The 14,763-nt window shown below is 69.5% G+C and carries 13 protein-coding genes; 9 read left to right on the top strand and 4 right to left on the bottom strand.

Annotation, left to right across the window (positions count from 1 at the left end; genetic code table 11):
• The first annotated feature begins 2 nt into the window (after positions 1 to 2).
• Both FHX82_RS06890 and FHX82_RS06885 read left to right on the top strand, forming a co-directional pair.
• Positions 3 to 2,363: a GH92 family glycosyl hydrolase gene (locus tag FHX82_RS06890; RefSeq protein WP_145938675.1), complete on the top strand. Its 2,361-nt coding sequence runs from the start codon at positions 3 to 5 to the stop codon at positions 2,361 to 2,363.
• A gap of 166 nt (positions 2,364 to 2,529) precedes the next feature.
• The gene (locus FHX82_RS06885) at positions 2,530 to 2,892 is read left to right on the top strand and encodes a DUF3817 domain-containing protein (protein ID WP_145938674.1); all 363 of its coding nucleotides are present in this window, start codon (positions 2,530 to 2,532) and stop codon (positions 2,890 to 2,892) included.
• Between the two features lie 48 nt (positions 2,893 to 2,940).
• Here FHX82_RS06885 and FHX82_RS06880 read toward each other — a convergent pair whose 3' ends face one another.
• A complete protein-coding gene (locus tag FHX82_RS06880; RefSeq protein WP_145938673.1) occupies positions 2,941 to 3,441 on the bottom strand; it encodes a MarR family winged helix-turn-helix transcriptional regulator in 501 nt (166 codons plus the stop codon).
• 69 nt (positions 3,442 to 3,510) lie between these two features.
• Between FHX82_RS06880 and FHX82_RS06875 the strand changes: the two genes are divergently transcribed.
• Positions 3,511 to 3,807: a thiamine-binding protein gene (locus FHX82_RS06875; protein WP_145938672.1), complete on the top strand. Its 297-nt coding sequence runs from the start codon at positions 3,511 to 3,513 to the stop codon at positions 3,805 to 3,807.
• Between the two features lie 31 nt (positions 3,808 to 3,838).
• On the top strand, positions 3,839 to 4,789 hold the full coding sequence (locus FHX82_RS06870; RefSeq protein ID WP_145938671.1) for a tetratricopeptide repeat protein: 951 nt from the start codon (positions 3,839 to 3,841) through the stop codon (positions 4,787 to 4,789).
• A 541-nt stretch (positions 4,790 to 5,330) separates the two neighbouring features.
• On the opposite strand, the gene FHX82_RS06865 is transcribed toward FHX82_RS06870, so the two are convergent.
• Complete coding sequence (locus FHX82_RS06865; protein WP_145938539.1) at positions 5,331 to 6,746, bottom strand: neutral zinc metallopeptidase; 1,416 nt, start codon at positions 6,744 to 6,746, stop codon at positions 5,331 to 5,333.
• Positions 6,747 to 6,804: 58 nt separating this feature from the next.
• Here FHX82_RS06865 and glgP point away from each other — a divergent pair, with 58 nt between their 5' ends.
• Complete coding sequence (glgP, locus tag FHX82_RS06860; protein WP_145938540.1) at positions 6,805 to 9,336, top strand: alpha-glucan family phosphorylase; 2,532 nt, start codon at positions 6,805 to 6,807, stop codon at positions 9,334 to 9,336.
• A 521-nt stretch (positions 9,337 to 9,857) separates the two neighbouring features.
• Here the strand turns inward: glgP and FHX82_RS06855 are convergent.
• Positions 9,858 to 10,247, bottom strand: a complete 390-nt coding sequence (locus FHX82_RS06855) for a rhodanese-like domain-containing protein (protein ID WP_145938541.1) — start codon at positions 10,245 to 10,247, stop codon at positions 9,858 to 9,860.
• Positions 10,244 to 10,783, bottom strand: coding sequence for a cysteine dioxygenase (locus FHX82_RS06850; RefSeq protein WP_145938542.1), 540 nt, complete (start codon positions 10,781 to 10,783; stop codon positions 10,244 to 10,246). The genes FHX82_RS06855 and FHX82_RS06850 overlap by 4 nt, the downstream gene beginning before the upstream one ends.
• A gap of 277 nt (positions 10,784 to 11,060) precedes the next feature.
• On the opposite strand from FHX82_RS06850, the gene FHX82_RS06845 reads away from it, so the two are divergent.
• Genes FHX82_RS06845 through FHX82_RS06830 form a run of 4 tightly spaced genes read left to right on the top strand, consistent with a single transcriptional unit; the run spans position 11,061 to position 14,759 of the window.
• A complete protein-coding gene (locus FHX82_RS06845) occupies positions 11,061 to 11,825 on the top strand; it encodes an ABC transporter ATP-binding protein (RefSeq protein WP_183176587.1) in 765 nt (254 codons plus the stop codon).
• Between the two features lie 35 nt (positions 11,826 to 11,860).
• Complete coding sequence (locus FHX82_RS06840) at positions 11,861 to 12,640, top strand: enoyl-CoA hydratase/isomerase family protein (RefSeq protein WP_145938545.1); 780 nt, start codon at positions 11,861 to 11,863, stop codon at positions 12,638 to 12,640.
• Between the two features lies 1 nt (position 12,641).
• The gene (locus tag FHX82_RS06835) at positions 12,642 to 13,610 is read left to right on the top strand and encodes a class I SAM-dependent methyltransferase (protein ID WP_145938546.1); all 969 of its coding nucleotides are present in this window, start codon (positions 12,642 to 12,644) and stop codon (positions 13,608 to 13,610) included.
• Positions 13,611 to 14,759 carry a THUMP-like domain-containing protein gene (locus FHX82_RS06830; protein WP_145938547.1) on the top strand — a complete coding sequence of 383 codons (1,149 nt, stop codon included), beginning with the start codon at positions 13,611 to 13,613 and terminating at the stop codon, positions 14,757 to 14,759.
• Positions 14,760 to 14,763 lie beyond the last annotated feature (4 nt).

The following is a 14,763-nucleotide window of genomic DNA, read 5'->3' as shown; positions in this document are numbered from 1 at the left end:
CCATGAAGAAACTGGTGGCAGTGCTCGCTGCCGCCCTCGTTCCGGCGGCCGTCGTCACTCCGGTGGCGGCGGCCGCGCCGGTGGACGTGCTCGACTCGGTCAACACGTTCATCGGCACCCAGGACGAGGGCAACACGTTCCCGGGCGCTTCGGCGCCCTTCGGTATGACGCAGGTTTCGCCCATCGGCTCGCACTACGCCGGGTACCAGTACACCGATACCGCGATCCGCGGGTTCGGGCACTTCTTCCTCTCCGGCGCGGGCTGCTGGGAGCAGGGCGGGCTGGTCTCGACCCTGCCGCGCACCGGCACGTTCGACCCGGCGAATCCGTCCACTTTCGACCAGACGAAGTACGCCTCGCCGTACACGCACGACGGCGAGGTGGGCTCGCCCGGCTACTACAAGGTCCACCTGACCGGCTACGGCGGCATCGACGTCGAGACCACGGCGACGACCCGCACCGGCGTCGAGCGGTACACGTTCGACCAGTCCGGCCCGGCGCAGGTCTTCGTGAACACAGGTCAAGCGAACGACAAGGAACCTGTCAGCGGATCCTCTATTCGGATTGTTGACAACAGGACTGTCGAAGGAACCGTCGAGTCGCAGGCGTTCTGCGGCGGCAAGCCGTACACGACCTACTTCCGCACGACGTTCGACAAGCCGTTCACCTCGTACGGCACGTGGTCACCGACCGGCGGCACGCCCGGTAGCAAGGAGTCCGCCGGTGGCGCGGGCCTGCGTGGCGCGTGGCTGTCCTTCGACAACCCGGGTTCGGTCACGGCGTCCACGGCGATCTCCTATGTGGACGCCGACGGCGCCCGGCGGAACCTCGCCGCCGAGGGCAACCGGAGCTTCGACAAGGTCAAGGCCGCGACTGTCAACACGTGGCGAAAAGAATTGTCAACAATCGACGTTTCCGGCGGTACTAATGACAACCGTACGGTCTTCTACACGTCGCTCTACCACACGCTCCTGCAACCGCTGACGGGCAACGACGTCGACGGCCGCTACCGCGGTTTCGACAACCAGATCCACCGCGCCGTCGGCTGGACGTACTACCAGTACTTCTCGCTGTGGGACACCTACCGCTCGCAGAACCAGCTGATAGCGCTGCTGCGCCCCGACCGGGCACGCGACATCGCGCAGAGCATCCTGGCCATCCACGACCAGGGCGGCTGGCTGCCGAGATGGGCGTACGCGAACCAGGAGACGAACACGATGACCGGTGACCCGGTCACGCCGTACCTGGTGGACCTCTGGCGGTTCGGCGCGCTGCGGGGCCTGGAAGGCAAGGCGTACCAGGCGCTGCTGCAGAACTCGACGCAGATCCCGCCCGCCGACTCGCCGTTCCAGGGCCGCTCGGGCAACGAGAGCTACCAGGCGAACGGGTTCGTCCAGTACGACCCGAACTTCCCGAAGAAGGGCCAGGACACCGACCCGAACCACGGCGCGTCGGCGACCCTGGAGTACGCGCTCGCGGACTGCTCGCTGTCGATCATGGCGCGCGGCCTCGGGAAGACCCAGGACGCGAACGCGCTCGCGGCCAAGGGGCAGAACTACCGCGTCCTGTGGGACAGCACCGTGTCCGACCGCGGCTTCACGGGCTTCCCGCGCCCGAAGGTCGAGGGCGGCGCCTGGTTCACCCCCGCCGACGGGCCCTACACCCCCGAGGGGCAGGACGGGTTCCACGAGGGCACGGCCTGGCAGTACCAGTGGCTGACCCAGCAGGACATCCCCGGCCTCGTGCAGCGGATGGGCGGGCAGCAGGCCACCACGGCACGGCTCGACGACTTCTTCGCCTACTCGGACCTGCTGGCCGACCCGGCCAAGACGGTCCGCGAGGAGTGGGTCACCGGGCCGTACAACTACTACAACCAGTTCCGGTACAACCCGAACAACGAGCCGGACCTGCACTCGCCGTGGATGTACACACTCGTCGGCCAGCCGTGGAAGACCTCCGCGGTGGTCCGGGCGGCGCACACGCTGTTCACCAACGCCCCCAACGGGGTCACGGGCAACGACGACCTCGGCGAGATGTCGGCCTGGTACGTGTTCAGCTCGCTCGGGCTGTACCCGGCGGTGCCTGGCACCGGCCAGTTCGTGCTGAGCGCGCCGCAGTTCGCCAAGACCGTGGTGCACCTGGAGAACGGCCGCGACATCGTGCTCAAGGCCGGCGGCGCCGACGCCTCGCAGCTGCAGTACGTGCAGGGGCTGCGGGTGAACGGCGTGCAGAGTGACCGGGCTTACGTATCGCTGGAGCAGCTGACGCGCGGGTCCACCCTGGACTTCCGGTTGACCGCGGACGCCGCGAAGGCCACGTGGGCAACGGGTCCCGGTGGGGCACCGCCGTCACCCTGTGCGTAGCTGGGACTTCGGGGGTCGTGAGCACAATCACGACCCCCGATGTTCCGGTGAGGAGCATCACGGCGCACACTGATATCGAAACGTCCGACAGCGTGGTTGACGTCCCTGGGGCGAAAACCCCGCGCCGGACGTTTTTTCGTGTGTGCATCCACTGAGGAGGAAAGCAGTGTCCAGCAAGGCCGCTCTCGTGTTCCGCGTGGCCGCAATCGCCGAGGCGCTCTCCTGGGCCGCTCTGGTGATCGGGATGATCCTGAAGTACGGCTTCTCCGCGGCCCACGAAGGAGGAGTTCCGGTGCTGGGCATGGTGCACGGCGTGATCTTCATCTGCTACGTGCTGGTCACGCTGTCCGTGTTCAAGCCGCTGGCGTGGAAGCCGAAGACCCTCGTGCTGGCGCTGCTGGCCAGCATCCCGCCGCTGTTCACGTGGTGGTTCGAGACGTGGGCGCTGCGCACCGGCAAGCTCGACGGCCCCGAGCGCCTCACCTACGGCGGCACCGGGCTGTTCGTCCGCGAGACCGCGGCCGCCTGACGTACTTGCGGAAAACGGCCCTCACCCGCCCGGGTGGGGGCCGTTCTGCTATTCGACGAAGTCGCCGGTCGCCTTGCGGACGCGGGTGAGCAGCTCGGTCAGCTGGGTGGTCTGCGCGGGGGTCAGGCCGACGAGGCCGAAGTCGATCGCCGTGACGGCCTTGGTCGCCTCCGCGTGCCGCGCCCGGCCGTCGTCGGTGATCTCGACGAGCGTCGTGCGGCGGTCGGTGGGGTGCGGGACGCGCTTGACGAGCCCGTCGCGCTCCAGCCGGTCCACGATGTTCGTCACGCTCGTCGGGTGCAGCTGCAGGCGCTCGCCCATCACGCGCATCGGCAGGCTCGACCGGCGGGCGAACGTCAGCAGCACCAGCGCCTCGTAGCGGGCGAAGGTGAGACCGTGGGGTTTCAGCGCGCCGTCCACGGCCGACTGGATGATCTGCTGGACGCGCATCAACCCGGTCACCGCGGCCATCGTGCCGGAGGGCCCGACCCGGTCCTCCCACAGCTGCGCGGCGCGGGCGATCGGGTCGAACGGCAGTGGGCGGTTCATGAACCGGGAAGCTACCAGCGGGTACCGGGGTCATGGGGCAGGGTGGGGCCAGAAACGAGGAGGAACGACATGATCGTGGCTTTCAGCGTCAGCCCGTCCGGCGGGGACCCCGACGGGGGCGTGAGCGAGGCCGTCTCCAGGGCGGTCAAGGTGGTGCGGGAGTCGGGATTGCCGAACGAGACGAACGCCATGTTCACCAACGTCGAGGGCGAGTGGGACGAGGTAATGGACGTGGTGAAGCGGGCGGTCGAAGCCGCAGGTGAGGGCGCGGCGCGGGTGTCGCTGGTGCTGAAGGCCGACATCCGTCCGGGGTACGAAGGTCAGCTGTCGGCGAAGGTCGACCGGGTGGAGGAGCACCTGCGGTGATTCTCGCGGGCTCGCGTGCCAGGATGGAAGGGTGACGAACCCACGCGGAGCAGCAGCGAATTCGGCGGCCATGTCGGCCGCGCTGTCGGGCGCGGTCGACCTGTCCGCGCTCAAGGCCCGCGCCGACGCGGCGCGGCAGCGGCCGGCCGGGCCCCCGGCGTCACAGGCGCCTCCGGCGTCCGGCGAGAACGTGCTGGAGGTGACCGAGGCGTCGTTCCAGCAGGACGTCGTCGAGCGGTCCCTGCAGCAGCTCGTCGTCGTCGACCTGTGGGCCGACTGGTGCGGGCCGTGCAAGCAGCTCAGCCCGGTGCTCGAGCGCCTGGCCGCGCAGTCCGGCGGGGCCTGGGTGCTGGCGAAGGTCGACGTGGACGCCAACCCGCGCATCGCGCAGCTGTTCGGCGCCCAGTCGATCCCCACGGTGGTCGCCATCGCGGGCGGGCAGCCGGTGGACGCCTTCGCGGGCGCCCTGCCGGAGCCGGAGATCAAGAAGTGGCTGAACGCCCTGCTCGACGCGCTCAAGGACAAGCTGCCCGGCGTGCGGAACGCGCAGCCGGAGGAGGTCGAGGAGCCGGAGGACCCGCGTTTCGTCGAGGCCGAGGAAGCCTTCGAGCGCGGGGACTACGCCGGTGCCGAGGCCGCGTACCAGAAGATCCTGGACGTCGAGCCGGCGAACGAGCTCGCCAAGGCAGCGCTGACGCAGGTCCGCTTCGCCGCCCGCGCCGAGCAGGCCGACCCGTCCGCGGTGGCCCGCGCGGACGCCGACCAGTCCGACGTGCAGGCCCAACTCGCGGCGGCGGACTACGAGGTCGCCACCAACCAGGTGGACGAAGCCTTCGCGAGGCTGATCAACGCGGTCCGCAGGACAGCGGGCGACGAGCGCAACAAGGTGCGGGAACACCTGGTGGGCCTGTTCGAGCTGTTCGACCCGGCGGACGACCGGGTGGCGAAGGCACGGAGGGACCTGGCGTCGGCACTGTTCTGACGACGCCGTGAGGCGCTTTGAAGGGAACCCCAGAGTTGGGTGGTCATCCCGTCGCCTGAAACCGGGGGATCACTTTGAGGAGCAGCCGCAACATTCGCTGTCAACCGGCGGCCGAACCACGCAACCTTGCGGCTGGTCCTCAAAGTGATATGCACAAACCGCAGGCGACGGGATGACCACTCAACTCGACCACCCACCCGAGGTGAGATCCCTTTGGGCCCGGCCATCCCGGAGCCAGCCCGCCGGCGAGGCATTCTTTTGATCTTTGAACCCGCGCCTTCGCGCCCGAAAAGACCAAAGACCGCGCTGCGCGCGAAAACGATGGTCACGTAGGGCGCCCCGATTGCCGATTGTTTAACGGTCGCCACGGTGCGTCAAGGGCGCCTTCGGCGTCGCTTCGCGATGAGGCTTCGCCTCACCCTTGACACACCGTGCCGACCGCTAATGACGGCTTTGTATCGGGGACGGGGGAGGACCGGGCGGGAGGGGGCGTTGCTCGGTTTTCGTTGCGGGGTGGCGGTTTTGGTGGTTGGTGTGGTGGCTACCCGTATTGCTTGCTGCAGGGGGTGGAGCCCTTTAGGTAGCCCGTGCGCATGGCCTCGACTCGGGTGAAGCCTGCGTCCACCCGCTTTCCGTTCACGTCCGCTGCCACGAGGCTGTCCGGGCGGAGCAGGTCCGAGATCGCCTCGTCCAGGTCGCCCGCCGACAGGCGCAGCACCGTGTTCGGGAGCTTGTTCGTCGCCGCTGCCCAGGCGCCTACCAGGCACGCCGTGCGCAGGCCCGCGTTCGCGTTGTCCAGGGAAGCACCGACGCCCTTCTCGATCGCCAGTGCGTATCTCGACGCGATTTCCGACAGGGCCGCGAAGTCGCCGTGACCGCCACTCGTTTCGCCGTTCCACTCCGCGCTCTGGTTCACCTCGCGGCCCAGCGCGGCCAGTGTGTCCACGTCGATGTTCACCGTGTTGTCCGACGGGCAGTACGACGCCGGCGGGGTCGCGGGGCCGCCGCTGCACGCACCGGAACCGGGCACGATCTCGGGTGACGGCACGTGCGCGCCCGCGAAGGCCGCGTCCAGGCTCTGCTTCAGGAAGTCGAGCGTGGTGTCGTTGATCGGGAGTGTGCCTTCGTTGCGGTCGGCCTGGTCGAACGGGCGTTCCGTGAGCCGCGACTGGAGGCTCGTCATGTCGATTTTCGCGCACTCCTTCGGCCCCTGTTCGAAGCCGAGCTGGAAGGCGAAGATGCGGTCGAACGCCGTGCCGTGCGCCTGGTTGTCGGTCGCCGCCGTGCCCGCGCTGTCGCGGACCAGGAACAGCGATGACAACGCCGCGTTCAGGCCCTCCGCCGTCGACACCCGGAAGTACTTGCTCTTCCCCTCGGCCACCCAGCGGTAGTAGCTCCCGGCGAAGCAGTCCGCCTGCTGCTCCTTGACGATCGTCGGCGTGCTGCGGGTGATTCCCGCCTTGTCCTGCAGCCGATATTGCACCGCGTGCCCGAACTCGTGCGACAACACCGTGACCACGGACAGCGGCCCGAACTGCTGGATCATCGTCGGCAGCAGCACGCCCCGGTCCCACGCGATCGAGTCGTCCTGGCCGCAGTAGAACGCGTTCACGTTCTTCTTCGTGTCGCCGCAGCCGTTCGTCTGGTTCGTCCCGTTCGACTCGTACGACAGCAGCTTCTCGACCGGGTCGAATTTCACCCCGAAGTCGTCGGGCAGCTCACCCGACCAGTAGTCCTCGACGTCGGCGATCGTGGCGGTGGCGAGCCGGTCGGCGTCGTCGTCGCTCACGTTCCGCACGTCCAGGTCCGGCGTCGGTGCGTCCGGGCGCAGGCCGCTTTCGAAGTGGGTCACGGGCAGCCCGGCGACCGAACCCGCGGCCGTTCCCCCGTCGTTCCCACCGCACGCCGCGAGCACCAGCGTTCCCGCGATCGCGACGGCCAGTGCCCCTGCGCGCATCCCACCCGCTCCCTGATCGGCTTCGGCCACCGGACACTAACCGATATCGTCGCTTCCCATGAGAGCAATCCGTCGGTTCACCGTCCGTGCGAGCCTGCCGGAGCCACTGGCGGGCCTGCGTGCGCTGGCGACCAACCTCCGCTGGACCTGGCACCCACCGACCCGCGACCTGTTCGCGTCCATGGACGACGAGCTGTTCCGCCGGGTCCGCGACCCGCTGCGGATGCTGCTGGCCGTCCCGTCGGCCCGGCTCGAGGAGCTCGCCGCCGACGAGGACTTCCTGGCCAGGGCGCGGGCGGCGACGGAGGACCTGGAGCGCTACCTCACCGAGGAGCGCTGGTACCAGGAGCAGCACGGCGCCGACGGCGCCCCGCGGGGCATCGCGTACTTCTGCATGGAGTTCGGCGTGCACGAGGCCCTGCCGAACTACTCCGGCGGCCTCGGCGTGCTCGCGGGCGACCACCTCAAGGCGGCGTCCGACCTGGGCGTGCCGATGATCGGCGTCGGCCCGCTCTACCGCGCCGGCTACTTCCGGCAGGGCCTGTCGCTGGACGGCTGGCAGCTCGAACACTATCCCGTGATCGACCCGAACGCGCTGCCGCTGGAGCTGCTCACCGGCGAAGACGACAAGCCGGTGCTGGTGCAGGTCGCCATGCCCGGCGGCCGCACGCTGCACGCCCAGGTGTGGCAGGCCCGCGTCGGCCGCGTGCCGCTCCTGCTGCTGGACACCGACGTCGACGAGAACGACGAGGACCTGCGCCGCGTCACCGACCGGCTGTACGGGGGTGACGCCGATCACCGCATCCGGCAGGAGATCCTCGCCGGGATCGGCGGGATGCGCGCGGTGCGGCGGTACTGCGAGCTGACCGGGCACCCGCAGCCGGAGGTGTTCCACACCAACGAGGGGCACGCGGGCTTCCTCGGCCTGGAGCGGGCGCGGGAGATCATCGACGAGCACGGCCTCGGGTTCGACGAGGTCCTGTCGGCCGTGCGGGCGGGCACGGTGTTCACCACCCACACCCCGGTGCCTGCGGGCATCGACCGGTTTCCGGTGGACCTCGTGCAACACTATTTCGGCGACGGCCGGCTGCTGCCGGGGATCGAGACGCAGCGGGTGCTGGCGCTCGGCGCCGAGGACAACCCGGGCATGTTCAACATGGCGCACATGGGTTTGCGGCTGGCGCAGCGGGCGAACGGCGTCTCGCAGCTGCACGGGCGGGTGTCGCGCCGCATGTTCGCCCGGCTGTGGTCGGGTTTCGACGAGGACGAGGTGCCGATCACGTCGGTCACCAACGGCGTCCACGGCCCGACGTGGGTCGCGCGCGAGCTGACGGCGTTGCTCGGTGGGAAGCACAAAGAATGGGGACACAAAGGACAGTTGCCGAGTCAGCAGGGCGTCAGCGACGAGGAGTTGTGGGCGCTGCGGCGGGACCTGCGGCAGAAACTGGTGGTCGAGGTGCGCCGCCGGGTGCGGGACGCGTGGCTGCAGCGCGGGGCTTCGGCGCTGGAGCTGGGCTGGATCAACACGGTGTTCGACCCGGACGTGCTGACCGTGGGCTTCGCCCGCCGCGTGCCGACGTACAAGCGGCTGACCCTGATGCTGCGCGACCCGGAGCGCTTGAAGGCCCTGCTGCTGGACGAGGACCGGCCCATCCAGATCGTCGTGGCGGGCAAGTCCCATCCCGCTGACGAGGGTGGTAAACAACTGATCCAGCAGATTGTCAGATTTGTAGACGATCCTGATGTCAGACGTCGGATGGTCTTCCTTCCGGATTACGACATGTCGATGGCACGGTATTTGTACCGTGGATGCGACGTCTGGCTGAACAACCCGACGCGCCCGCTGGAGGCGTGCGGCACGTCGGGCATGAAGTCGGCGCTGAACGGCGGCCTCAATCTGTCCATTCGGGACGGTTGGTGGGACGAGTGCTACGACGGCAGCAACGGCTGGGCCATCCCGACGGCGGACGGCATCAGGGACCCGCTGCGCCGTGACGAGCTGGAATCGGCCGCGCTGTACGACTTACTGGGCCAGCAGGTGGCGCCGCTGTTCTACGATCGGGATGGCAATGGGGTGCCGCAAGGCTGGATGTCGATGGTCTGGCACACGCTCGACACCCTCGGCCCGCGCGTGCAGGCTTCGAGGATGGTGCGGGAATACGTGGAAACGTGCTACTGCCCAGCCGCCTCCACAGTCGCCGCGGCCGCGAAGGATTCCTACGAGGGCGCACGGTCCCTGTCGGAGTACCGTAAGCGAATCGATGTGTTGTGGCCGCAGGTCAAAATCTTCGACACAGATCTGACCGCGGAATCATTGGTGGTCGGCAGCGAAGTGCGAGTACAGGCCAGAATCGATTTGGCAGGGCTGGATCTGTCCGAAGTGGACGTTCAGGCGGTGGTGGGCAGCGTCGGCGACAGCGACGAACTGCACAACGCGGTAACGGTTTCCATGCAACAGGAGCAAATCGGCCTGTTCGCGGCAACCCTGAGGCTCCCACACGCAGGCTCCCTGGGCTACACGGTAAGGGTACTGCCAAAACACTCCCTACTGGCAACCCCAGCAGAACTAGGAAAAGTGGTCCACGCCTAAAACGGCCACCCGCCGACGAGAACAAGCCCGGCACACGCCCAGGCCTCCCCCGTCCCCGATCCCCAGCCTCATTAGCGGTTGGCTCGCCGTGTCAAGGGTCGCGCAGCGATCGCGAAGCGACGCCGAAGGCGCCCTTGACGCGGTGAGCCAACCGTTAAACCATCAAGGGGAAGGGGCGGGGGTGGCCGGGCATTGGAGGGCGTCCGCGCCCGGCCCACCGCTGGTGACCACGCTGGGGCGAGAGAGAAAAGATCAAAAGAATGCCTCGCCGGCGGGCAGGCTCCAGGATGATGGGGCCCAAAGGGATCTCACCTTGGCAGCGTGGTCGAGTTGAGTGGTCATCCCGTCGCGTGCGGTTTGTGCATATCACTTTGAGGACCAGCCGCAAGCTTGGCATGACAAGCGCCAGTCTCGAAAAAGGTTGCGGCTGCTCCTCAAAGTGATGGTCCTGAATCAGGCGACGGGATGACCACCCAACTCTCGGGGGTGTGTTCAAAGCGCCTCACGGCGCCTCTCCTCGCCTACGGCACCGCTGGCGAAGGCCCCTCCTGCACGGGCAACCCCGCCGCCTTCCAGGCTCGGAATCCGCCGTCCAGGTCCGTGGCCTCGACCCCCAGACGCCGCAGGTCGGCTGCCGCCAGGCTGGACGCGTACCCCTCGTTGCACACCACCACGACCGCCTGTCCCGGCCGCACCTGCGGCAACCGGTGGGAGCCCGCCGGATCGAGGCGCCACTCCAGGTGGATTCGCTCGATCACCACCGCGCCCGGGATCTCGCCCTCCGCCGCGCGGTTGGCCTCCGGCCGAATGTCAACAATCAGCGCGCCCTCTTGTTGGAGAGTCTGCGCGCCCGCCGGGTCGACCCGGTCGAGGGTCGACCGGGCCGCGGCGAGCATGTCTTCGACGGTCATCGCCCGAGTATCACCGGCAGGGGCGGGATCTCGCTGGGTACGTCGGCCAGCGACGCGTACTCCCGCGTCGGCACGAGGGGCGGCGAGTACGCGTGCACGCTCGCCGCCGGGGCGTCGCCCCTGTTGACCACCTGGTGGGCCCGCCCAGCCCCGAAGCCGAGCCCGGCGCCCGCGACGTGGCTGCGTGACCGGATCGGGCCGCCGGGGTAGCGGTACTCCTCGGCCAGTTCGCCCTGCAACACCGTGAACGAACCCGCCGCGCCGCCGTGGTCGTGCGGCTGCGTGTGCTGGCCGGGCAGCCACGACAACAGCCACAGCTCCACGCCGTCGGTGAGCGCGAGGCGCGCCCACCAGCGCTGGTCGGAGTCGAAGCGCAGCACGTCCGCCAGCGGCTCGGCCAGCTCGCGTGTGACGCGCTTGGTCAGGTCGGCCAGCTCGGCGGCCGTCCACAACAGACGGGACGGGTGCAGCAGCCCGGGCAGGCCGGTTTCAGCCAGGCGCGGGTGGATTTCGAAGTCGAGAACGGTCTGGGTCAACGGAAGCTCCTCGGTGGTGATCGTCGTCGTGGCTGCGGAACGAGCCGGTACAGCCACACGAGGCGACGAGGAGCAGGTCGACGGCACGGTCGCGCCAGAACGGGCCCGCGGGGCGCGCGAACGGCGGAGTGCTCACACAACGCATCCTGCCACCACCGTGCGCTACCCCGCGTGAAGTCCCACCTGCTGGTACGGGGCCGCTGCCACCGCAGGCGCCAACTATGACCACAATGGGCACGTGAGCGAGCCGAACAACCTTGACGATCTCGTGGTGCGCATGTCCGGCGTGGGGGTCCGCCGCGGCGGCAGCGACCTGCTTGCAGGCCTCGACTGGGCCGTCGAGCTCGACGAGCGGTGGGTGGTGCTCGGCCCCAACGGCGCCGGCAAGACCACCCTCCTGCGGCTGGCGGCCGCGGAGCTGCACCCCACCACCGGCACCGTCGACCTGCTCGGCGAGCGCATCGGCAAGGTCAGCGTCTTCGAGCTGCGTCCCCGCATCGGGTTCACCTCCGCCGCCCTCGCGAACCGGGTGCCGGGCGACGAGCTGGTCCGCGACGTGGTGGTCAGTGCCGGGTACTCGGTGCTGGGCCGTTGGCGCGAGGAGTACGAGAACCTGGACATGGACCGCGCGCTGGAGCTGCTCGGCACCCTCGGTGTGACGCATCTCGCCGACCGCACCTTCGGCACCCTGTCCGAGGGCGAGCGCAAGCGCGTCCTCATCGCCCGTGCCCTGATGACCGATCCGGAGATGCTGCTGCTCGACGAGCCCGCCGCGGGTCTGGACCTCGGCGGCCGCGAGGACCTGGTGGCCCGGCTGTCCACGCTCGCGATGGACCCCGACGCGCCGGCCACCGTGCTGGTGACCCACCACGTCGAGGAGATCCCGCCCGGCTTCACCCACGCGTTGCTGCTGCGCGACGGCCACGCCGTGGTCGCCGGGCTCATCGAGGACGTGCTGACCGCGGAGAACCTGTCCAAGACGTTCGACCAGGACCTGCTGCTCGAACGGTCGGGGGACCGGTACTTCGCTCGGCGCCGGTAGGGTACTGGCCAGTAACAATCGAGGAGGATGCCAGCGTGGGCGAGTTCGTACGGCTCGAGGTGGACGGCGGGATCGGCACGATCCGGCTGGAGCGCCCGCCGGTCAACGCCATCAACGACCAGGTGCAGGCCGAGCTGGGCGAAGCGGCCCGCGAGGCGGGCGAGCGCGCCGACGTGCGCGCGGTGATCCTGTACGGCGGGGAGAAGACCTTCTGCGGTGGCGCGGACGTCAAGGAGATGGCCGCCCGCTCGTACGCGGAGATGCGCACCTTCGGCGCGGCGCTGCAGGGCACCGTCGCCGCGGTGGCCGCGATCCCGAAGCCCACGGTCGCCGCGATCACCGGCTACGCCCTCGGCGGCGGCCTCGAGCTGGCGCTGGCCGCGGACCGGCGCATCGCCGGTGACAACGTCAAGGTCGGCCAGCCGGAGATCCTGCTCGGCATCATCCCCGGTGCGGGCGGCACGCAGCGGCTCGCGCGGCTCGTCGGCCCCAGCAAGGCGAAGGACCTCGTGTTCACGGGCCGGTTCGCGAAGGCCGAGGAGGCGCTGAGCCTCGGCATCGTCGACGAGCTCGTGGCGCCCGACGACGTGTACGCGGCGGCGCACAAGTGGGCCGCGCAGTTCGCGAACGGACCCGCGGTCGCGCTCGCCAACGCCAAGGCCGCCATCGACGGCGGGCTCGACGGCGACCTCGCCAGCGGGCTCAAGCTGGAGACGTACCTGTTCACCGCCCTCTGGGCGACCCAGGACCAGGAGAACGGGATGCGGTCGTTCATCGAGAACGGCCCGGGCAAGGCCACCTTCGAAGGGAAATGACGTGACGGATCCCGCACCGCACCCGCATGCCACGGCCGAAGAGGTCCAGGCCGCGTACCAGGACCCGAAGCTGGCCAACGTCCTCTACCACGACTGGGAGGCCGGCACCTACGACGAGAAGTGGTCGATCTCGTACGACGAGCGCTGCATCTCCTACGCCACCGACGTGTTCAACGCCGTCGCGGGCACCGACGGCCAGCCGTACCCGACGGCGATGGAACTGGGCAGCGGCACCGGTTTCTTCCTGCTGAACCTCATGCAGGGCGGCGTCATCAAGAAGGGCTCGGTCACCGATCTGTCGCCGGGCATGGTGCAGGTGGCGCTGCGCAACGCCGAGAAGCTGGGCCTCGACGTGGACGGTCGCGTGGCCGACGCGGAGCGGATCCCGTACGAGGACAACAGCTTCGACCTCGTCGTCGGGCACGCGGTGCTGCACCACATCCCGGACGTGCAGGCCGCGCTGCGCGAGGTGCTGCGGGTGCTCAAGCCGGGCGGGCGGTTCGTGTTCGCCGGTGAGCCGACGAAGATCGGCGACCGGTACGCGCGCAAGCTCGGCCAGCTCACCTGGTGGCTGACGACCAACGTCACCAAGCTGGGCCCGCTGAACTCGTGGCGCCGTCCGCAGGAGGAGCTCGACGAGTCCTCGCGCGCGGCGGCGCTGGAGGCCGTGGTCGACATCCATACGTTCGACCCGAGCGACCTGGAGCGGATGGCGCTGGGCGCGGGCGCGGTGGACGTCAAGGCGGTCACCGAGGAGTTCGCGGCGGCGCTGGCCGGATGGCCCATCCGCACGTTCGAGGCGGCCGTGCCGCAGGAGAAGCTGACCGTGCGGTGGCGGATGTTCGCCTACCACCTGTGGCTGCGGCTTTCCGCGCTGGACAAGAAGGTGCTGGCCCGGCTGCTGCCGCGTGAGCTGTTCTACAACGTGATGATCACCGGGATCAAGCCGTCCGCGCCGGTCGAGCTGTAGTTGCCGTACGCGTTCTCGCTCGACGACGTCGCGTTCCTGCGCTCGGCGGAGGGCGTCCGCGTCCTCGCCGAGTGCGCCGCGCTGGACGCCTCGCGGATAGCGGACGTGGAGGCGGCGCGCCGCGTCGCCGGTGAGCGCGCCGCCGCGGTGCTCGAGACCGTGGTGCTGCGGCGCAAGGCGAAGGTGAAGCTCGACGCCGAGGGCTGGCTGTACACGAGCGAGGCGCTGCAGCAGGCGAGCGCTTCGGCCGTGGCCCGGCACCGTGCGTCCCGGCTGACCGGCCGCGACGTGCACGATGTGACCTGCTCGATCGGCGCGGACCTGGCGGAGCTCGCGAAGGTTGCCCGCCGGACGCTGGGGTCCGATGTGGACGAAGTGCGGCTCGCGATGGCCCGGCACAACTGCCCGGACGTGCCGCTGGTGCGCGCCGACGCGTTGCGCCCGGTCAGCCGGGGCACGGTGGTGGTCGCCGACCCGGCCCGGCGCGACGCGCGGGGGCGGAAGTGGCGGCCGGAGGACTTCGCGCCGCCGCTGGACGGCCTCGCCGAGGTGTACGCCGGGCGTGACCTGGCCGTCAAGTGTTCACCGGGCCTGGACTGGACGGCGCTGCCGTGGGCGGACGAGGTCGAGCTGGTGTCGCTGGACGGCCAGGTCCGCGAGGCGTGCCTGTGGACGGGCGACCTCGCTTCGACGGCCCGCCGGGCGACGGTCCTGCGCAGCGACGGTCCACAGTGGACGGTGACCTCGGACGAACCGGACGACGTTCCGGCCGGGGCGCCGGGGGAGTGGATCGTCGATCCGGATGGCGCGGTGGTGCGCGCCGGGCTGGTGAAGCACTACGGCGCGCGGCACGGTCTGTGGCAGCTGGACGAGCGCATCGCCTACCTCACGGGGGACACCCCGCCGCCGGGCGTGCGGGCGTTCCGGATCGTCGAGCACGGCCCGTACAGCGAGAAGACCCTGAAGCCGCTGCTGAAGCGGCACGACGTGGGCCGGCTGGAGATCCTCGTGCGCGGCCTGGACGTCGACCCGGACGCGCTGCGGAAACGCCTGAAACCGCGCGGCGACGGCGAGGCGACGGTGGTGCTCACCAGGATCGGCCGGTCTCCGGTCGCCTTTCTGTGCGAAGCGTCCAGAATTCCGTTCTGATCAT

Origin of the sequence: Amycolatopsis bartoniae (assembly GCF_014191255.1) — a bacterium.
GTDB lineage: Bacteria > Actinomycetota > Actinomycetes > Mycobacteriales > Pseudonocardiaceae > Amycolatopsis_E > Amycolatopsis_E bartoniae.
This window is presented reverse-complemented; position numbering and strand designations above follow the sequence as displayed.